A 19,139-nucleotide genomic window follows, 5' to 3' on the forward strand; every position below is an offset into this window, starting at 1 on the left:
CCGGACTGTGCAGCCGCGAGATGCTCGGACACATTCATCACTGTGGGGCATGGGTAACGTCGCGGGCAAACTGCCCGGTAGACCTGATGAGACGTCTCTTGCGGCACCGCCCAGAGCAGGGGCCTGCACGCTGGTCTGCCCCCTCTGGTCGCGACATTGTCGGCGGTGTCTTGGGTTCGGTGCGCTCCCGGGAACCGCGCCCGCTAGGTATTGCAGCGCAACCGATGTCGCAGCCCCCCGGTCTGCCCTGCTGCCCGGCGTGGCAGCATGACGAGGTGAGTGAAAAACAACCCGCCAAAGCCAGCCATCGAAGCAGCCCCAACAGCGACGCATTCCGCTCCTTCATCGCCCAAGGCTGGGCGCCCCGTGATCAGACCCGACCACGGTTGTGCGAAGCCGCCCGGTACGCCGCGCCGCGTCGCGCCGCCCTGTCCGAGGCGTTCCCGGGCCAGCGGTTGGTGATTCCGGCGGGCGGGCTCAAGGTGCGCAGTAACGACTGCGATTACGTCTTCCGTCCCCACAGCGCCTTCGCCCACCTCACCGGTTTGGGCAGCGACCGTGAACCGGACGCCGTCCTCGTGCTGGACCCCCTCGAAGAGGGCGGCCATGAAGCGGTCCTGTACTTCCGTCCGCTGGCGCCGCGCGAGAGTGAAGAGTTCTTCGCCGACTCCCGTTACGGAGAGTTCTGGGTAGGCGCCCGCCCGACGCTGGAAAGCATGCAGGCCGAGTTGGGCCTCCAGACCCGCCACATCGAGCAGCTCCCCGACGCCCTGGCCAAAGACGCAGGCCTGGTGGAGTTGCGGGTGATCCGAGATGCCGACGCAGAGATCGCCGCGTTGGTCGATCAGGTCCGTTCCACCAGCGGCGCCCTGACCTCGCACGAGCAGGTGGAGCAGAACGCCCTGGCCGACGCCGAACTGGCCCGGCACACCTCGACCATGCGACTCCTCAAGGACGAGTGGGAAGCCGACCAGATGCGCGACGCATGCGCCGGCACCGCCAGGGCCTTCGAAGCGGTCGTCGCCGACCTACCTGAAGCCGTCCGTCGCGGCCGCGGTGAACGCTGGGTGGAAGGCACCTTCGGGTTGCACGCTCGCCACCACGGCAACGGGGTCGGGTATGACTCGATCTGCGCCAGCGGCGACCACGCCAACACCTTGCACTGGATCAAGAACACCGGCGACCTGCGCGATGGCGACCTGTTGCTGCTGGACGCCGGCATCGAGGTCGATTCACTGTTCACCGCCGACGTGACCCGCACGCTGCCGATCTCAGGCAGGTTCACCCCGGCCCAGCGCAAAATCTATGACGCGGTCTACGCGGCCCAGTGCGCCGGGATCGAGGCGTGTCGCCCAGGCAACACCTTCAAGGATGTCCACGCGGCCGCCATCCGCGTCATCGCCGAGCATCTCTTCACCTGGGGTCTGCTCCCTGAAGGGGTCAGCGTCGAGGAATCCCTCGACCCCGAAGGCCAGTACCACCGGCGCTGGATGGTGCACGGCACCAGCCACCACCTGGGCCTGGACGTGCACGACTGCCAGCTTGCCCTGCGCGAGGACTACATGGAGGGCGAGTTGCGTCCCGGCATGGTCCTGACCGTCGAGCCCGGCCTGTACTTCAAGGCCGACGACGAACTTGCGCCCGAAGAGTTCCGCGGCATCGGGGTGCGGATCGAAGACGACATCCTCATCACCCAGGACGGGCACGAGAACCTCTCGGCCATGCTCCCGCGCACCGCCGATGACGTCGAGGCGTGGATGGCTCGCATCCTCGCCGGCTGAGAACCCCAGCTCACGACGTTCACGCAGAAGGCGGCGGCACCCGTTCGAGGGTGTCGCCGCCTTCTGTCATGTGTAGGTCAGGAACGGATCTTGTAGTCCTTGAGCAGCGCCCGACCGATGATCATCTTCTGGATCTCGGCGGTGCCTTCACCGATGAGCAGCATCGGCGCTTCGCGGTAGAGCCGCTCGATCTCGTACTCCTTGGAGTAGCCGTAACCGCCGTGAATACGGAACGACTGCTCAACCACGTCGGCGCAGTACTCGGCGGCCAGGTACTTGGCCATCCCGGCCTCGACGTCGTTGCGCTTGCCAGAGTCCTTGAGTTTGGCGGCCCTGACCATCATCTGGTGCCCGGCCTCGACCTTGGTGGCCATGTCGGCCAGGCGGAACAGGATCGCCTGGTGGTCGATGATCGGCTTGCCGAAGGTCTCGCGCTGTTGGGCGTAGGAGATGCCCAACTCGAACGCGCGGCGGCTGACACCGCAGGCGCGGGCGGCGACGTTGACGCGACCCACCTCGACGCCGTCCATCATCTGGTAGAAACCCTTGCCGGGCTCGCCGCCCAGCAGCTCGGCGTCGGTGGTGCGGTAGTTCTCCAGGATGAGCTCGGTGGTATCGACGCCCTTGTAGCCCATCTTGTCGATCTTGCCGGGCACGGTGACGCCCTCGCCGACCTGGCCGAAGCCGGGCTCCTTCTCGACCAGGAACGTCGACATGTTCTTGTAGACGGAGTCGTGGCCGGTGTCGGTCTTGACGAGGACGGCCACCAGCGTGGAACTGCCGCCGTTGGTCAGCCACATCTTCTGCGCATTGATGACCCAGTCGTCACCGTCTTTGACGGCCTTGGACTTGATCGCCGAAACGTCCGAGCCACACCCGGGCTCGCTCATGGAGAACGCGCCGCGCACCTCGCCGGTGGCCATCCGGGGCAGGTACTTCTGCTTCTGCTCTTCGGTGCCGTGCTGCAGCAGCATGTACGCGACGATGAAGTGGGTGTTGATGATGCCGGACACACTCATCCAGCCCCGCGCGATCTCTTCGACGCAGAGTGCATAAGTGAGCAGGGATTCGCCGAGTCCGCCGTACTCCTCGGGGATCATCAGGCCGAAGATCCCCATCTCCTTCATCGCCTCGACGATCTCGGTGGGGTACTCGTCCTTGTGTTCTAGTTCGGTGGCAACCGGGATGATCTGCTCCTCGACGAACTGTCGAACGAGCGAAATGAGCTCGGTCTGTTCCTCAGTGAGGCCCTCGGTCTTCTGCAGGCGGGACATGTGGCGCCCTTTCGGTCAGCGTCGTCCGATACTGGGTTGAGTATGCCGTCCCTGGCCCCGACGTCAGCCGGGTACGGCTGTGAGCCCGCCCACGCGCGCATTCCCCGGTCGATCGCCTCAATCCTGGCTCGCCCATCGGTGCAGGTTCACTCGACCCAGCGACAACAGGGCGTTGGGACGTCACCAGGTACGGCGCAGTACCCCGATCGCGGCTTCGAGGTCGAGACCCCGAGCGCGGGCTGAGGCCGCGAACTGCGTTGCGGCCTCAGTCACCTCGTCGTCCTCATCGACGCGACCGCGCACCACGGTGCCGTGACGCCCGAGGGTTTCGACGTGGCCTTCGGCCTCCAACTGGCGGTAGGCCTTGGCCACGGTGTTCACGGCCACCCCGACTTCCCCGGCGAGTCCGCGCACCGTGGGCAGCCTCTCCCCCGTCGCCAACTCCCCTTCTCGCACCGCGACGACAACGTGGTCGACGATCTGCTGGAACGGGGGCACCGCACTGCTCGGGTCGATCCGGATCTCCAGGCTCATATCGCCATCATGCGCCTCGACATCGCGCCTGAAACGCCGCGGCAGGTCGATGTCGCTCGTTCGTCAGTAGACCAAGACGCGGTCACCGTTACGCAGACCGGAGGCGCCCCACAGCATGTCCATCGCAGCCATGCTCACGCGCGTACAACCATGGGAGGCGGGGTAGGCCGGGATACCACCGTCGTTGACGCCGTGGACGGCATAGCCGTTGTGGAAGTACTTGGGGCGGTAAAGCTTTCCAAGCGGCGCGACCCGCCACCCGTCCTGCTGCCGGTAGATGCGGTACGAGCCACGGGGCGTAGGCGTCGCGGGTGCGCCCGTACTGGTGTTGAGCACGTACCGGATGCTGCCGTTGGTCGCGAACGTCATCACCTGACGCTGCAGATCGACCTCCAGGACCCGACCGGTCGTGCTGCGCGCCCGGGGACGCACACCACGCTCGAGTGCCCTCCACGTCGCGGGGCCCGCCACGCCGTCCCGGCCCAACCCGGCCACCTTCTGTACTGCCATGACCGCCTGCGACGTCGAATGCCCGTACTGGCCGTCCGGCGCACCAACCCAGTAACCCAGCTTTCCCAGCTTCTGCTGCAAAGTGAGCACGGCCGGACCCCGCATCCCCGGCCGCAGGATCGACCCGGGAGCCGGCGCAGGTGTTGGCTTAGGCGCAGGCTTACCAGCAGGTGGCGGCACGGGCTTGCCAGCAGTTGGCGACGCAGGCTTACCACCAGGCGCGGGCTTGCCAACCTGCGTCGGCGTAGGCGCCGGCTTGGGCGGCGCCTGAACCGGTCTCACGACCGTGCCGGATGCGGGCGCGGCCGAGGCGAGCGGTGTGCCGGCAATCGCCGCCCCCGGGGCACTCAAGACAGCAGCGGTGACCAACGCGATGACGAAACGACCAGACATCTCTCCCCCTTGCTCTGCCGCCTCCGCAGCGGCGCCCCCGCGCGGGCCCCTCCCCGCACGACCACGACCGATCAGGTCTTACGTCCAACTTAGTCTGCCGAGGTGACTCCCAGGGCCCGACTCGGTCACTCCGATGACGAACGCCTCGTGGCGACGATCACAGAGCGTGCTTTGCGGAAACAGAGCCGCACCCGGAACCTGCACGCCGCTCGTTCCCGAGGGAATGACCCGCCCTGGCCTGCGACACGACACAGCGGGTAGCCGCGTCCTCCTCCGGGGAGGGGCGACTACCCGCTGGTTGATCGAAGTGCTGTGAACGGACTACTGGTCGTGCGTGCTGCAGGCTCAGGCGTCGGCGTCGAGGGCCTGGATCGCTTCGTGCATCGTGAGGATGCGCTCAGCGGACTCCACATGCAGGTTCTCAATCATCTTGCCGTTGTACGTGACGACGCCGGAGCCCTTGCCCTCTTCCCACGCGGTCAGGATCCCCCGGGCCTCCTCCACCGCTTGCTCGTTCGGGGCGAAGGCTTCGTTGGCCCCAGCTACCTGACCGGGGTGGATGAGGGTCTTGCCGTCGAAGCCCATCTGACGGCCCTGCGTGCACTCGGCGAGGAACCCCTCGGTGTCCTTGACGTTGTTGTAGACGCCATCGACGATCGCCTTACCGGCCGCCCGCGCGCCCAACAGCGCCAGCTGCAGCCCGGCCAGTAACGGCTCCCGGCCCGGCACGTGCTCGGCGTACAACTCCTTGACCAAGTCGTTGGTGCCCATGACGAGCACCGAAAGCCGCGGCGAGGCCGAAGCGATCTCTTCGCAGTGCAGCATCGCCACCGGGGTCTCCACCATCGCCCACAGCGTCGTCTTCGCCGGCGCACCGGCCTTCTCCATGGCTGCCACCAGCTGGTGGACCTCATCGGCGGAGTTCACCTTCGGCACAGCGATCGCGTCCGGGCCGGCGGCACACGCTGCCGCCATGTCCTCCTCGTGCCACGGGGTGCCGATGCCGTTGATGCGGATGATGAGTTCGCGCCGTCCGTACTCTCCGCTACCGACCGCAGCGCACGCAGCCTGGCGCGCTTCAGGTTTCGCCTCCGGGGCGACCGCGTCTTCCAGGTCGAAGATGATGCCGTCACACGGGATGCTCTTGGCCTTCTCCAACGCTCGTGCGTTCGAGGAGGGCATGTACAGCACGGAACGGCGCGGACGGAACCCCGCCTGCTTGTCCTGGCTCATGTCAGGCCCCCTTCTGCTGCGCGGCAGCTTTGGCCTGGGCGTACTTCTCTTTCAGCTCCGGGTCGACTTCAGCCAGCTGCTCGGCCAGCGTCACCACGACCTGGCATTGCTTACAGGAGGCGTCGTCTTCCATCTTGCCGTCGACCATCACCGCGCCACTGCCGTCGCCCATCGCTTCGACAACCTCGTAGGCGTGCTCGACCTCCTTGGGGTCGGGGCTGAACACCCGGTTGGCGATCTCGATCTGCTTGGGGTGCAGTGTCCAGGTGCCGACGCAGCCGAGCAGGAACGCGTTACGGAACTGGTCTTCGCACGCCACGACGTCGGTGATGTCGCCGAACGGCCCGTAGTAGGCGAACATGCCGTGCATCGCGCAGGCGTCGACCATGCGGGCGATCGTGTAGTGCCACAGATCCTGCTGGAACACGGCGCGCTCGCCGTGGATGTCGTAGGTGTCCGCGTCGTTCTTCGCCGCGTCCGCGCGCACCAGGTAGCCGGGGTGCCCGCCACCGACGCGGGTGGTCTTCATGCGCCGGTCAGCGGCCAGGTCGGCCGGGCCCAGGGAGATGCCCTGCATGCGCGGGCTCGCGCCGCAGATCTGCTCAACGTTGGCCATGCCGCGCGCGGTCTCCAAGATGGCGTGCACGAGGATCGGCCGCGTCAAGCCGGCTTTAGCCTCCAGTTGGGCCAGCAGACGGTCGACGTAGTGGATGTCCTCCGCGCCCTGCACCTTGGGGATCATCACGACGTCGAGCTTGTCGCCGATCTTGGCCACCAAAGTGCTGATGTCATCCAGGAACCACGGCGAGTCCAGCGCATTCAAGCGAGTCCACAACTGCGTCGGGCCGAAGTCCGTGCTCGTCGCGATCTCCACCAGGCCGTTGCGGGCCGCTTCCTTGTTCTCGACCTTGATCGCGTCTTCCAGGTTGCCCAGCAGAACGTCGACCTTGCCGACCATCCCCGGGATCTTCGCCGCCATCTTGGCGTTACTCGGGTCGAAGAAGTGGATCGCGCGGCTGGGCCGCGACGGGATCTCCCGCAGGGGCGCCGGAGCCCCCACTGCCAGCGGGACGAAGAAGTCCTTCGCGCTACGCATACCTGCCTACCCTCTACGCCGTCGTGTGCTGATACCCGGGCCGACGCGGCAGGTGGCCGACGCAAACCCAGCTCGATCGACCGGCTCGTGAGCTCATCCGGGACCGACGCTGGCGACTGTAGCAGCGGGCCCATACCGATAGCCGGGACGAAAACGAGAGGATCGCCACCCCGGGCACGAAGGCCGGGCTCGAGGCTGACGGCGGGACCACCCGAGACCCCCAGAGCCGTCCCCGAACACGTCACCCCTGGTCAGCCGCGGAGGACCCGAACACGTCCCCATGACTTGGTGTCCACCGATTTTGCTGCCGCCGGTACCCTGGCGGGTGTGAGCCAACAGACCCGCGTCTTCGTCGCTCGCCTCGCGGGCCTTGCCGTTTTCGACCCGATGGGCGATCAGGTCGGCGTGGTGCGTGACGTCGTCGTCACCTTCTCCGCAGCACGCCGCCATCCGCACGCCGTGGGTATGGTCGTCGAGGTCGCCGGGCGACGCCGCGTTTTCGTGCCCATGACCCGCGTGACCAGCATCGATGGTGGCCAAGTCATCACCACCGGGCTGGTGAATATGCGCCGCTTCGAGCAACGCCCCAGCGAAGTCCTCGTCGTCGCGGAACTCTTCGAACGGGATGTCAGCGTTCATGAGATAGACGAGGAGCCCTACGCCGCCACCGTCGAAGACGTCGCCATCGAGAAGGTCCGGATGCGCGAGTGGTCCATCGAGAAGGTCTTCGTGCGCAAGGTCGCCCCCGGCGAACGTCAGACCCGTTTCCCGCGATTGGGGCGGCGCCGGGGTGAGACCCGCCTGGTCGAGATCGACGAGGTGACCGGTCTGCGAGCCTCAACCCCCGACCAGGGCGCCGATCTGCTGCTGGAGAACTATGACGACCTCAAGGCTGCCGACCTGGCCGAGGTGATCCGCGATCTGCAGCCCAGCCGGCGCATCCAGGTCGCCTCGGCACTGGGAAATGAGAAGCTCGCCGACGTCCTGGAGGAGTTGCCCGAGGAGGAGCAGGTCGAGATCCTCGCCGCGTTGGATTCGGATCGCGCCGCTGACGTCCTGGAGGCCATGCAACCTGACGACGCCGCCGACCTGCTCTCCGAGCTGACCCCCGAGGCGCAGGAGCGCTATCTGCGCTTGATGGAGCCCGATGACGCTGCCGACCTACGCCGCCTGCTCACCTACGACGAGGACACCGCCGGCGGCCTGATGACCACCGAACCGGTCATCTTGCCCCCGGAGGCCACCATCGCCGAGGCGCTGGCTGTGGTGCGCCGGGTCGAGCTGTCCACCGCGCTGGCCGCGATGGTCTATGTGTGTCGCGCGCCGCTGGAGACGCCGACCGGCCGCTTCCTGGGCGTCGTGCATATTCAGAAGCTGCTTCGCGAACCTCCCCATGAAGCGGTCGGTTCGATCATCGACAAAGACATCGAGGCGCTGCTTCCCACTGCATCCGTCGGCACCATCACCCGCGAACTGGCAACGTACAACCTCGTCTCGTTGCCGGTGGCCGACGAGGAGAACCATTTGCTCGGCGCGGTGACCGTCGATGACGTCCTGGACCACTTGCTGCCCCAGGACTGGCGCGACGAACGTCAGGAGGAGACCCATGGCTGAACCCCGGGATCGGATCGACCAACCCCGCGAGCGCACCCGACGCGGGCTGCGGATCCCACACATGGACCCGGAGGTTTTCGGCAAGTCCAGTGAGGGCTTCGCCCGGTTCATGGGCACGCCGCAGTTCCTCATCTATATGACGATCTTCGTCGCGGCGTGGCTGGCCTGGAACACCTTCCTGCCCAAAGAAGCCCAGTTCGACCCGCGCGAACTCAACTACACCCTGCTCACCCTGATCCTGTCGCTGCAGGCCTCCTATGCTGCGCCGCTGATCCTGCTGGCCCAGAACCGTCAGGACGACCGCGACCGGGTCGCTCTGGAGCAGGACCGGGCCCGTGATGAGCGCAACCTCGCCGACACCGAGTACCTCACCCGCGAGGTCGCAGCTCTGCGGATCGCCATGCGCGAGGTGGCCACCCGCGACTTCCTGCGCTCTGAGCTGCGGGATCTGCTAGAAGACATGGAGAGCCGCAAGGATGAGGACGAGGAAACGGCGTCGACCAACTCCTCTCCTCGGCCCGGCAAGAAGAAGCGCAAGCAGCAGGGCCGCCCCGCCGAGTCGTTCCCGATGCCGGTAGACAACGCAGACAACCAGGCCGAACACCTCGGAGCGTTCGTCGCGCCTTCACTGCCCCAACCCCAGGCCGTGACCCCGCAGCCTGATGCCCCGTCCAGTCAGTACAGACCCTCCCCCTAGAGTGGGATCATGTCTGCACCCAGCCGCGAAACCCTCCTGACGGCTCTCGCGGGAGTCGAGGATCCTGAGATTCACAAGCCCATTACCGAACTCGGCATGGTCGGTGGGCTTGATGTCGACGACGCCGGTCGGGTAGCCGTCACGATCCTGCTCACCGTTGCCGCTTGTCCGCTCAAATCGAAACTTCAGAGCGATGTGACGCTGGCGCTACTGGCTGTCGACGGCGTCACCGCCGTCGACGTCACCCTCGGCGTGATGAGCGACGAGCAGCGAGCGGCTCTGCGCCAGCACCTGCGCGGCGGTGCCACCGAGCGCGAGATCCCCTTCGCCAAACCCGAATCCCTTACCCGCGTCTACGCGGTCGCCTCCGGTAAGGGCGGCGTGGGTAAGTCCTCGGTGACTGCCAACCTCGCGGTTTCGCTGGCCGACGCCGGCCTGCGGGTCGGGGTCGTCGACGCCGACATCTACGGCTTCTCCATTCCCCGCATGATCGGGGTGGACCGAGCACCCACCCAGGTCGACGACATGATCATGCCGCCCGAGGCCGGCGGCGTGAAGGTCATCTCGGTCGGGATGTTCGTGCCCGACAACCAGCCGGTCGTGTGGCGAGGTCCGATGCTGCACCGCGCGCTGCAGCAGTTCCTCGCTGATGTCTTCTGGGGCGACCTGGACGTGCTGCTGCTCGACCTGCCCCCGGGCACCGGTGACGTCGCGATCTCGGTCGCCCAGCTCATCCCCGGCACAGAGATCCTCGTCGTCACCACCCCGCAGCAGGCAGCCGCCGAGGTCGCCGAACGCGCCGGCGCCATCGCCACCCAGACCCATCAGCGGGTAGCCGGCGTCATCGAGAACATGTCCTGGCTCGAGATGCCTGACGGCACCCGGCAGGATCTGTTCGGCTCCGGCGGTGGACAGCGCGTCGCGGACTCCCTGACCCGACTGCTCGGCACCGAGATTCCGCTACTGGGACAGATCCCCATCGACGTCACCCTGCGGGAAGGCTCCGACGCAGGCGCCCCGGTGGTGCGATCCAACCCCGACGGCCCTGCCGGGGTCGCCCTGCGCGCGATCGCCAAGGGCCTGGCCAATCGTTCACGCGGGCTGGCCGGGCGCAAGCTGGGGCTGACGCCGCAATGACGCTGAGTCGCTGAGAAAGAACAGCCTCCGACCGAAAACCGGGTCGGAGGCTGTTCTTCTGTCTGCTCAGGCAGGTGACAACGGCGTCCCTGCGAGGGCGGGAGGTTCACGCCGCCCGATCAGGTCGCTTCGTCGTCGAAAGGGGTGAGCTTGTTCGGGTCATACACGGCCCCACTGCGTGGACGGACCGGCTGGGCCGCGTGCGCGCCTGCGGAGGGCGCAGCATCCTCGTCCGGGTCCTCAAAGAGCGCTTCGCGCACAATGCGGCGCGGGTCGTACTGCCGCGGGTCGTAGGCCTTCCAGTCGATCTCGTCGAACTCGGGGCCGATCTGCTCGCGCAGCTGCCCCTTGGCCCCGTCTGCCATCTTCTTGACTTCACGTACTAGCCGACGCGCCTTAGCCAGGTAGTGAGGCAGCCGTTCGGGACCGATGACGACGAAAGCGACGATGACGATGATCATGAACTCGGTGGGGTTCATACGTCATGCGCCTTTCGACCGGGCAGCCTGTGATGCCGTCGCTGAGAAGAGCTTCTGCTCGGCGACGCCAGGCCTATCTAAACACCCCGGACGAGTCATGGCGCAGCGGGTCCGTCGGCGCCGGCTCCAGCCCCAGCTGCAGGCAGGCTCAGCGGCTAGGCGCAATGCGGGGAACCAGCGGCGCGACGGGCATCCGTGAGGCGCGAGAGCGCTGCGAGGTGGGTGCGCGGTGAGCCAGCGACTCACGCAGCAAGGCGCGGCCTCGGTGGATCCGGGACCGGACCGTGCCCAGTTTGACCCCCAGCACCTCCGAGATCTCCTCGTAGGAGAGCCCCTCGATGTCGCACAGCACCACCGCAGCGCGAAACTCCGGGGAGAGGGAGTCCAGAGCGCGCTGCACGTCGTCGTCGAAGTGGGTTTCGTCGTAGGCCTGCTCGGGGCCACTGCTGCGACTGGGCAGGCGAGCCGCGGCATCCTCGGAGAGGGCATCGAAGCGGATGCGTTGCTTACGGCGCATCCGATCCAGGAACAGGTTCGTCGTGATCCGGTGCAGCCAGCCCTCGAAGGTGCCGGGCTGGTAGCTGCCCAGGGAGCGGAAGACCCGAATGAAGACGTCGTGGGTGAGGTCCTCGGCGTCATAGGGATTGCCCGTCAGACGGTAGGCCAACCGATAAACCCGGGCGGAGTGCTCCTCGACGACCTCCTCCCATGAGGGCGGAGTCCACGAAGCGTCATCGACCTGCGGCGCCTGGTGAGTGTCGGTGAGCGGCTGGGTGGCCACGTGGTGTCCTTAACAGTAGGGCGAGCCTGGTGGCCCCGGTGCGGGCGATTCTTCCCGGCCAAGCTGTGAGGACGCTGGGTATGCCTACGACCTTCGCAGGCTGCTTGAAAGCTGCCAGGCGGGCCGCAATACCCACGGATTGCCAAACTCGAGGACACCCGCAGGTAAGCGCCCCGCTAGGCTGCCTGCATGAGCGTGCAGAAGCCGGCCTCGTGGGCCTACACCGAGGATTTCCTCACCGAAGAGCCAGCACTGGAAGGGGCCCGGCGACGCGGCGAGGAACTCGGCTGCTCTCCGGTACTTCCTGGGGTGGGGGCTGCGTTGCGGCTGCTGGCCGCGACCAGCGCCGCCCACACCGTCGTCGAGATCGGCACCGGTGCCGGGGTGTCGGGGTTGTGGCTGCTACAAGGGATGCCCAGCGACGGGGTGCTGACCACGATCGACATCGAGGCCGCCCACCACCGGGCTGCCCGGGCATCCTTTGCAGCGGCGGGGATCGTGCCGCAGCGGACCCGCATCATCACCGGTCAAGCCCTGGACGTCCTGCCCCGTCTGGCCGACGGCGCCTACGACATGGTTGTCGTCGATGGCGACAAAAGCGAATACCCGCGCTACATCGAGCAGGCGCTACGGCTGCTGCGCATCGGTGGGGTACTCGCCGTGGACAACATGCTCTGGCATGACCGGGTGGCCGACCCCGCTGCCCGCGACGAGACCACGACCACGCTTCGTGACCTCGGTAAGCACCTGCGCGACGACGAGCGTTTGCAAACCACGCTGCTGCCGGTCGGCGACGGACTGCTGGTCGCCATCCGCCGGGCCTGAGGGCTGCGGCGGCACCGGACGCGTCGAGCCCCCCGCGCCGTGCGGCAGCGGGGGGCTCGAATGACGTGAATCGACGGGATCAGCGCGAAGGCACTCCGTCACAGCCGCTGATAGCGGCACCCAGATCGGCTGCCTCGTCCGGAGTCATCTCGACCACGAGACGACCACCGCCCTCGATGGGCATGCGCAGCACAATGCCGCGGCCCTCCTTGGTGACCTCCAGCGGACCGTCACCAGTCCTAGGCTTCATCGCGGCCATGGGTAACCTCTTCCTCTTGCGCGGGGAGTGACGTGTGGCTCACCGAATCGGTTCACTTATGCAGCGATCGAGACGACGCAGACGCACATCTGCTCTCCCATTATCGCCCGAGCGTGGGCCAGCGCGAAATCACCGCGCCTGTCGATGTCACCGATTGTTATGCGGGCCACGTGCACTGCGGATCACGGCGGGGTGTCTGCGGGCGGCGTGAAGTGCCAGATCACCCCGACCCACCACACCTGAAGCACCAGGTTGATCAGCACCCCCAGGCCCATGATCACCCACAACCAGCGTCCGTTGCGCATCGCTGCGGTGGCCCCGCCGGGCCCTTCGCTGGGGCCGACCCCGGCGATCGGGAGCGGAGAACGCCAACCAGCCCCCAGCAGCACGACCGCGATCGGGAACTGGCACAACATGTAACGGAAGATGCTCGTGGAGGGGTCCAGCGAGGCGAACAAGTACAGCGAGTAGGCAAAGGACCACGCCCGTAGCTGGGGACCCAGAGCGCGGGCCCAGGGGCCCAGCACCAGAGCGAAGGTCAACACGGCCAAGAACGCCAGGGCCAGCGCCGCGTTGAGATCCGTACGAAGCCAGTAGTGGGCGGTATTCCACCACGGCCTGAAGGGTTCGATCTTGTCGTAGACCCGCCAGGCGGTCATGGTGTCCGGGTAGGCGCTGGGGATACCCGTGCCCCACCACGCGATCAGCGGCCAGATCAGCCCGGAGACCGCGCAGGCGACCAGCGCCGAGAACATCGCGATCCACTCCCCGGCACGGACCGGCTCCCGGCCCCGGCGTCGCCAGCGCACCCAAACACAGACCAGCCCCACGAACCCCAGGGGCAGCGCGATAGGTCGAGCGATACCAGTCAGGAGCGCGACCGCGCCGGCGGCCAACCATCGCTCCTTGGACAGGAAATAGAGCACCAGACACAGCAGAACCATGGCCAGCGACTCGGTGTAGGCGACCTGGAGGACTGGGGCAGCCATAAAGGTCGACCATAGGGTCACCCCGGCGATTGCCACCCTGGGACCGACCCGGTCCCGCAGCAGGATCGCGATCAGGACTGCGGCAACCGCCCCGAGCAGGAGCGCCAGCGTGGAGCCGACCAGGGCGAAACCGCCGCCGGTCAGGTACATCAGCCCCCGGGTCAGATAGGGAAAGAGCGGGTAGAAAGCCCACGGGTTCTGCCAGAGTCGACCTGACTCGGCGTCGGCCGGCAGCACGGAGGGGTAGCCGTCCTCGACGATCTGGCGGTACCAGAACGAGTCCCACAAGACGGTCATCCGCAGATAGCCGTGCTCGTTCTCGAACCAGACCACGTCGGGCTGGTACATCCCCACGATGGTCAGGACGATGCCGGAGAACAACCGGCTCACGAAGTAGATGGCGAGCACGCCCAGCAGGAAAGCGCGCGGCCGGGTATACCAACGCGAACCGACGTTGCTCGCGATGCGGGCGGCTCGCGGCGGGCTCAGCACAGGTGATGTTGCCTGCGCCGGCCGTGTGGCCTCGCTCGTCACGCGCTACCCCCGCTCGATACGCAACCGCGCGAACGACATCCACTCCCAGGCCATAGCTGGCCACGCCCTCGCACGATGGTCTCCTTCGTTTCACCTGACGCCGCACATGAGGCCTCGCCCACGCAGGGGGCCCGGCCGACCGGCGACCACCCTACCCGCGCCAGCGAGCTAACCGGTCAACCGCGTGGGCCCCACCCGGGAGGGGCCGGGAAGTCCCCGGCGCCTGCGCCCTCATCGTCCTCGTCGTTGACCTGGCCTGGATACCACGCCTGGGGCGCAGCGGAGGTTCCCGGCTGGCTCTCCAACTCGGCAAGGCGTTCATACAACCGGTCCAGCACGGCATCTACCTGATCCATCCGGTAGCCGCGCAGGCAGCGGTCGAAGCGCACCCCAGCCAGGCTGTCGCTGGTCACCGGGCCCGGCCCCAGCGGCAGTCCGCCGACGCTGGAGGCGGGTTGGGCCGCGTGCACCGACATTCCGCCGGTAAACCCGATCAGGAGCGCGGCAGCCACACCGATCACGACAACGATGGCCACAGCGATGAGGAGAATCACCCTCTGATCGTCGCATGCGGGCGCGTCGATCGTGGCGCACGCCCATACGTGGCTCGAACCGGGGCGCCTGCGGCCCAGGTAGGGTCGGCCACCCTCTGGTGAGAGTCCCCCCGGCGCCGGTGCGCACCGGCGCCACACCCGAGAAGTACCTGGGCCTGAGCCCCGCACACCCCGCGATGGCTACCAGCGCTCCCCGACGCTGCTCAGACTTGATCAGAGCTGTCGGCGACTACTCGGGGCGGGCGGCTGCCCGTTCTTCGCGCGCGCTGCGGATGATCGCGACGGCTTCGTCGACATCGTCGGTCACATGGAGCAGGTCAAGGTCGCGAGCGTGGATGGTGCCCTCCGCAACGGCGCTGACCCGCAACCAGTCGATGAGCCCCGTCCAGTAGTCCGTTCCGATCAGGATGATCGGGAACGAGGTCACTTTCTGGGTCTGAACCAGGGTCAACGCCTCGAACAGTTCATCCAGGGTGCCGAACCCACCCGGCAGCACGATGAACCCCTCGGCGTACTTGACGAACATCGTCTTGCGGATGAAGAAGTACCGGAAGTTGACCCCGACGTGCAGGTATTGGTTGAGGCCCTGCTCGAACGGCAGCTCGATCCCCAGACCGATGGAGGTGCCATGCGCGGCGACGGCACCCTTGTTGGCCGCCTCCATGATCCCCGGGCCGCCACCGGTGATGACGGCATATCCGGCACCGGCCAACGCCGCACCGACGCGCTCGGCGATCTGGTAGCTGGGATGTTCGGGGCTGGTGCGGGCCGATCCGAAAACGCTGACCGCAGGCCCGATCTCCGCCAGGGCACCGAAACCCTCCACGAACTCAGCCTGAATGCGCATGACACGCCAGGGGTCGGTGTGCAGCCAGTCGGCATGGCCTCGGCTGTCGAGGAGGCGTTGATCAGTGGTCGTCTCGGGCACGTGCGAGCCGCGAAGGGTCACCGGTCCTCGCTGGTATGCAGTCACGGTTCCGAGGCTACGTCACCGACGATTGCGGCTCTCTGCGACGTTGTGTGGAAGCCCTTGTGTCGGTTCACCGGCGGGCGTGACGAGGCCGCCGGGGACGCTGCGTAGCGATTCGGCAAGATCGGACATCAAGTCGCGGTAGACGCTGCCGCGGCGCCACAACAAACCTACGTCGCGGTACGGGGCGGAAGGGCCCAGCCTGCGCAGGGTGATGTCGTCATAGGCCGGAACCGGGGGGCTCACCGACAGCTCCGGCATCAACGTCACGCCGACCCCCGAGGCCACCATGTGGCGCAGCGTCTCCAAACTCGTGGCCCGGAAGCCGTCCCGCTCCCGCAGGCCAGCCGTGTGGCAGACCGCCAACGCCTGATCGCGTAGACAGTGTCCCTCCGCCAGCAGCAACAGGTCCGTCGAGCCCAGTTGGGCCAGGGTCAGCGGCGCGTCCTGCTGGGCGAGCGGGTGCGTGCGGGGCACCGCGAGCAGGAACTCTTCGCGGAACAGCGGCACGCTCTCCAGTGATTCGCTGGTTACCGGCAGCGCCAACACCGCAGCGTCCACCCGCCCGGAGTGCAGCTGGTCGAGCAGCTCTCCGGTTTTCTCCTCCACCAACAGCAGCTCCAGCTGGGGGAATCTGCTCCGCAGGGCCGGCATGACATGCGGGAGCAGATAGGGGGCCAACGTAGGGAAGACCCCAAGGCGCAGTGTCCCCGAGCGAGGGTCACGGGCTTGGGTGGCGATGCTGCGGATGTCGTCGGCCTCCCCCAGCATGGCCCGAGCCCGCGCGACGACCTGATCACCGGTAGCGGTGAGCAGAACGCCGCGCGAACCCCGTTCGATGAGTTCCGCGCCCAGTTCGCCCTCGAGCTTTTTCAGTTGTGTCGACAGGGTCGGCTGACTGACGAAGCACGCTGCCGCCGCTCGGCCGAAGTGGCGGTGGTCGGCAAGTGCTACCAGGTATTCGAGGTCGCGCAGGTTCACGGATCTCCCGCTATCAGGCCGGTGCGGAGGTGCGGATGATGTGATCGAAGGCCGACAGTGAGGCGGTGGCACCAGCGCCGAGGGCCACGACGATCTGCTTGTACGGCGTGGTCGTCGCGTCTCCTGCAGCAAGGACACCCGGGATGCTGGTGTGGCCTGCCTCGTCGATGACGACCTCGCCGCGTTCGCTCAGCTCGATCGCGCCCTTGAGCCACTCGGTGTTGGGCAGCAGACCGATCTGGACGAAGATGCCCTGAACGTCGAGCTCTTTGGCTTCGCCGGTCGCGCGGTCTTCGTACTTCAGGCCGGTGACAGCACTTCCGTCGCCGACGACCTCGGTGGTCTTAGCGCCCAGGATGATGTCGACATTGCTCAGGCTGCGCAGTTTGCGCTGCAGCACCTCATCGGCTCGCATCTGGTCGAGGAACTCGATGACCGTGACGTGCCCGACGACGCCGGCCAGGTCGATAGCGGCCTCGACCCCGGAGTTGCCACCGCCGATGACGGCGACGCTCTTGCCCTTGAACAGTGGACCGTCGCAGTGCGGGCAGAAGGTGACGCCCTTGTTGCGGTATTCCTGCTCCCCTGGCACGCCCATCGCACGCCAGCGGGCGCCGGGCGCGAGGATGACGCTCTTGGCGTTCAGCGAGGCGCCGTTGTCGAACTGCACCGTGTGCGTCCCACCGGTCTCGGCGGCGGGGATGAGCGCGGAGGCGCGGTGTCCCTTGAGCAGTTCGACGTCGTAGGCGTTGACGTGCTCCTCCAACTGCGCGGCCAGCTTGGGGCCCTCGGTGTACGGGACGGAGACAAGGTTCTCGATGGCCATCGTGTCCAATACCTGGCCGCCGAACCGCTCGGCCACCAGGCCGGTGCGAATACCCTTGCGTGCTGAATAGATCGCCGCTGAGGCACCGGCAGGCCCGCCGCCGACCACGAGCACCTCGTAGGTTTCCCGATCCTCGAGCTCGGCGGCGGCGCGGGCCTGGGAGCCCTCTTCGTCGAGCTTGGCGACGATGTCGGCGATGTCCATCCGACCCTGCCCGAACTCTTCACCGTTGAGGTAGACCGTGGGCACGGCGAGGATGTTGCGTTCCTTCACCTCGTCCTGGAAGGCGCCACCCTCGACAGCAGTGTGGCGGATATTGGGGTTGATGACGGCCATCGTGTTCAGCGCCTGCACCACGGCCGGGCAGTTCTGACAGGTCAGCGACATGTAGGTGACGAACTCGTACTCGCCAGGCAGGTTGCGCACCTGCTCGATGAGGGCTTCGTCTTCCTTGATGGTGTGCCCGCCTACGTGCAGCAGCGCCAGCACCAGCGAACTGAACTCGTGTCCGAGGGGGATACCGGCGAACCGGACGCTGATGTCCGTGCCGGGCCGGGTGACGGCGAAGGACGGCTTGCGCTCGTCCTGCCCCTCATAGGACGCGCTGACCTTCTCGGACAGCGCAGCGATCTCGTCCAGCAACTCCCGGGTCTGGGCAGACTTGTCGCCATCATCCAGGCTCGCGACGAGCTCGACGGGCTCTTTGAGCAGATCCAGGTAAGTGGTGAGTTGTCCGGTCAGGTCGGCATCGAGCACGTTTCTATCCTTCGGTTCGTGAGCGACGCCTCGCGTCGCAGATGTATCGATGTGGCCGCGCTTCCTCATCGCGACAACGCGAGCAGGCGTAACCCCGGGGCGGCCGGTCCCAGCTGGTGGTGCACGGCGACCCGCGCCGATCGGGGCGATACGCCTCGCCGATCGGCACGGGTCGAGATATGCGACGCGGTGTGCGCGCGGGTGAATCAGATCTTGCCGACCAGGTCCAGACCCGGCTTGAGGGTGCCTTCGCCCTCTTCCCACTTGGCCGGGCAAACCTCGCCCGGGTGAGCGGCGACGTACTGAGCGGCCTTGACCTTGCGCATGAGCTCGGAGGCGGAGCGACCGATGCCCTCAGCGGTGACCTCGATGTACTGGATGGTGCCCTCGGGGTCGACGAGGAAGGTGGCGCGGTCGGCCAGACCTGCACCCTCACGCATGTTCTGGAAGTTGTTGGTGATGGCGCCGCTGGCGTCACCGAGCATGTAGTACTTGATCTTGCCGATCGTCTCGGAGGCGTCGTGCCATGCCTTGTGGACGAAGTGGGTGTCGGTCGAGACGGAGTAGACCTCGACATCGAGCTTCTGCAGCTCTTCGTAGTAGTCGGCCAGGTCACCCAGCTCGGTGGGGCAGACGAAGGTGAAGTCGGCGGGGTAGAAGAAGAAGATCCCCCACTTGCCCTTGACGTCCTCGTCGGTGATGTCGACGAACTCACCGTCCTTGAAGGCGGTGGTGGAGAAGGGAAGGATCTGCGTGTTCATCAGGGACATACCCGGACTACCTCTCGGTTGGTGGGAACTACGATAGTTACTCTATATGAGATGACCGGATTTACAAAGGCAGCGTCGATCGTTTGTGTGCATCCTGTGCATAGGCTCCGGCTATCTGCTTCGGCGCCCGCGAACGGCTGACCAGC

At 66.7% G+C, this 19,139-nt stretch carries 19 protein-coding genes; 5 read left to right on the forward strand and 14 right to left on the reverse strand.

What is annotated here, in order from left to right:
• Nucleotides 1-275: 275 nt before the first annotated feature.
• A complete protein-coding gene (locus tag G9V96_RS04700; RefSeq protein WP_168582004.1) occupies nucleotides 276-1,781 on the forward strand; it encodes an aminopeptidase P family protein in 1,506 nt (501 codons plus the stop codon).
• Between the two features lie 77 nt (nucleotides 1,782-1,858).
• On the opposite strand, the gene G9V96_RS04705 is transcribed toward G9V96_RS04700, so the two are convergent.
• The 5 genes from G9V96_RS04705 to G9V96_RS04725 form a co-directional block, all read right to left on the reverse strand.
• Nucleotides 1,859-3,055, reverse strand: a complete 1,197-nt coding sequence (locus tag G9V96_RS04705) for an acyl-CoA dehydrogenase family protein (RefSeq protein ID WP_168582005.1) — start codon at nucleotides 3,053-3,055, stop codon at nucleotides 1,859-1,861.
• A gap of 180 nt (nucleotides 3,056-3,235) precedes the next feature.
• Nucleotides 3,236-3,589, reverse strand: a complete 354-nt coding sequence (locus G9V96_RS04710; RefSeq protein WP_168582006.1) for a GntR family transcriptional regulator — start codon at nucleotides 3,587-3,589, stop codon at nucleotides 3,236-3,238.
• Nucleotides 3,590-3,652: 63 nt separating this feature from the next.
• Nucleotides 3,653-4,189: a L,D-transpeptidase family protein gene (locus tag G9V96_RS04715; protein ID WP_264318477.1), complete on the reverse strand. Its 537-nt coding sequence runs from the start codon at nucleotides 4,187-4,189 to the stop codon at nucleotides 3,653-3,655.
• A 648-nt stretch (nucleotides 4,190-4,837) separates the two neighbouring features.
• The gene (locus G9V96_RS04720; protein WP_168582008.1) at nucleotides 4,838-5,725 is read right to left on the reverse strand and encodes an HpcH/HpaI aldolase/citrate lyase family protein; all 888 of its coding nucleotides are present in this window, start codon (nucleotides 5,723-5,725) and stop codon (nucleotides 4,838-4,840) included.
• 1 nt (nucleotide 5,726) lies between these two features.
• Entirely contained in the window at nucleotides 5,727-6,821 is a 1,095-nt protein-coding gene (locus G9V96_RS04725) for an HpcH/HpaI aldolase/citrate lyase family protein (protein WP_168582009.1), read from the reverse strand.
• Between the two features lie 327 nt (nucleotides 6,822-7,148).
• On the opposite strand from G9V96_RS04725, the gene G9V96_RS04730 reads away from it, so the two are divergent.
• Genes G9V96_RS04730 through G9V96_RS04740 form a run of 3 tightly spaced genes read left to right on the forward strand, consistent with a single transcriptional unit; the run spans nucleotide 7,149 to nucleotide 10,269 of the window.
• A complete protein-coding gene (locus G9V96_RS04730; RefSeq protein WP_168582010.1) occupies nucleotides 7,149-8,435 on the forward strand; it encodes a magnesium transporter MgtE N-terminal domain-containing protein in 1,287 nt (428 codons plus the stop codon).
• The gene (locus tag G9V96_RS04735; RefSeq protein ID WP_168582011.1) at nucleotides 8,428-9,132 is read left to right on the forward strand and encodes a DUF1003 domain-containing protein; all 705 of its coding nucleotides are present in this window, start codon (nucleotides 8,428-8,430) and stop codon (nucleotides 9,130-9,132) included. The genes G9V96_RS04730 and G9V96_RS04735 overlap by 8 nt, the downstream gene beginning before the upstream one ends.
• Before the next feature lie 9 nt (nucleotides 9,133-9,141).
• On the forward strand, nucleotides 9,142-10,269 hold the full coding sequence (locus G9V96_RS04740; protein WP_168582012.1) for an Mrp/NBP35 family ATP-binding protein: 1,128 nt from the start codon (nucleotides 9,142-9,144) through the stop codon (nucleotides 10,267-10,269).
• Nucleotides 10,270-10,388: 119 nt separating this feature from the next.
• Here the strand turns inward: G9V96_RS04740 and G9V96_RS04745 are convergent, their stop codons facing one another.
• Nucleotides 10,389-10,748, reverse strand: coding sequence for a Sec-independent protein translocase family protein (locus tag G9V96_RS04745; protein ID WP_168582013.1), 360 nt, complete (start codon nucleotides 10,746-10,748; stop codon nucleotides 10,389-10,391).
• Between the two features lie 148 nt (nucleotides 10,749-10,896).
• Complete coding sequence (sigE, locus tag G9V96_RS04750; protein ID WP_168582014.1) at nucleotides 10,897-11,529, reverse strand: RNA polymerase sigma factor SigE; 633 nt, start codon at nucleotides 11,527-11,529, stop codon at nucleotides 10,897-10,899.
• A 189-nt stretch (nucleotides 11,530-11,718) separates the two neighbouring features.
• Between sigE and G9V96_RS04755 the strand changes: the two genes are divergently transcribed.
• Nucleotides 11,719-12,354, forward strand: coding sequence for an O-methyltransferase (locus tag G9V96_RS04755; RefSeq protein ID WP_168582015.1), 636 nt, complete (start codon nucleotides 11,719-11,721; stop codon nucleotides 12,352-12,354).
• 79 nt (nucleotides 12,355-12,433) lie between these two features.
• Here G9V96_RS04755 and G9V96_RS04760 read toward each other — a convergent pair whose 3' ends face one another.
• From G9V96_RS04760 to ahpC, 7 genes are all read right to left on the reverse strand, one after another.
• Nucleotides 12,434-12,613 (reverse strand): DUF3117 domain-containing protein, encoded by a 180-nt coding sequence (locus G9V96_RS04760; RefSeq protein ID WP_168582016.1) that lies wholly within the window; start codon nucleotides 12,611-12,613, stop codon nucleotides 12,434-12,436.
• A 182-nt stretch (nucleotides 12,614-12,795) separates the two neighbouring features.
• A complete protein-coding gene (locus G9V96_RS04765) occupies nucleotides 12,796-14,094 on the reverse strand; it encodes a hypothetical protein (protein WP_226913473.1) in 1,299 nt (432 codons plus the stop codon).
• A 218-nt stretch (nucleotides 14,095-14,312) separates the two neighbouring features.
• The gene (locus tag G9V96_RS04770) at nucleotides 14,313-14,690 is read right to left on the reverse strand and encodes a DivIVA domain-containing protein (protein ID WP_210424464.1); all 378 of its coding nucleotides are present in this window, start codon (nucleotides 14,688-14,690) and stop codon (nucleotides 14,313-14,315) included.
• 229 nt (nucleotides 14,691-14,919) lie between these two features.
• Nucleotides 14,920-15,663 carry an LOG family protein gene (locus tag G9V96_RS04775; protein ID WP_210424465.1) on the reverse strand — a complete coding sequence of 248 codons (744 nt, stop codon included), beginning with the start codon at nucleotides 15,661-15,663 and terminating at the stop codon, nucleotides 14,920-14,922.
• A 15-nt stretch (nucleotides 15,664-15,678) separates the two neighbouring features.
• Complete coding sequence (locus G9V96_RS04780; RefSeq protein ID WP_168582017.1) at nucleotides 15,679-16,641, reverse strand: LysR substrate-binding domain-containing protein; 963 nt, start codon at nucleotides 16,639-16,641, stop codon at nucleotides 15,679-15,681.
• A gap of 13 nt (nucleotides 16,642-16,654) precedes the next feature.
• Complete coding sequence (gene ahpF, locus G9V96_RS04785) at nucleotides 16,655-18,223, reverse strand: alkyl hydroperoxide reductase subunit F (RefSeq protein ID WP_168582018.1); 1,569 nt, start codon at nucleotides 18,221-18,223, stop codon at nucleotides 16,655-16,657.
• A 206-nt stretch (nucleotides 18,224-18,429) separates the two neighbouring features.
• Nucleotides 18,430-18,993, reverse strand: a complete 564-nt coding sequence (ahpC, locus tag G9V96_RS04790; protein ID WP_168582019.1) for an alkyl hydroperoxide reductase subunit C — start codon at nucleotides 18,991-18,993, stop codon at nucleotides 18,430-18,432.
• Nucleotides 18,994-19,139: the final 146 nt, after the last annotated feature.

The sequence above is a fragment of the Gephyromycinifex aptenodytis genome (assembly GCF_012277275.1).
GTDB classification, from domain to species: domain Bacteria; phylum Actinomycetota; class Actinomycetes; order Actinomycetales; family Dermatophilaceae; genus Gephyromycinifex; species Gephyromycinifex aptenodytis.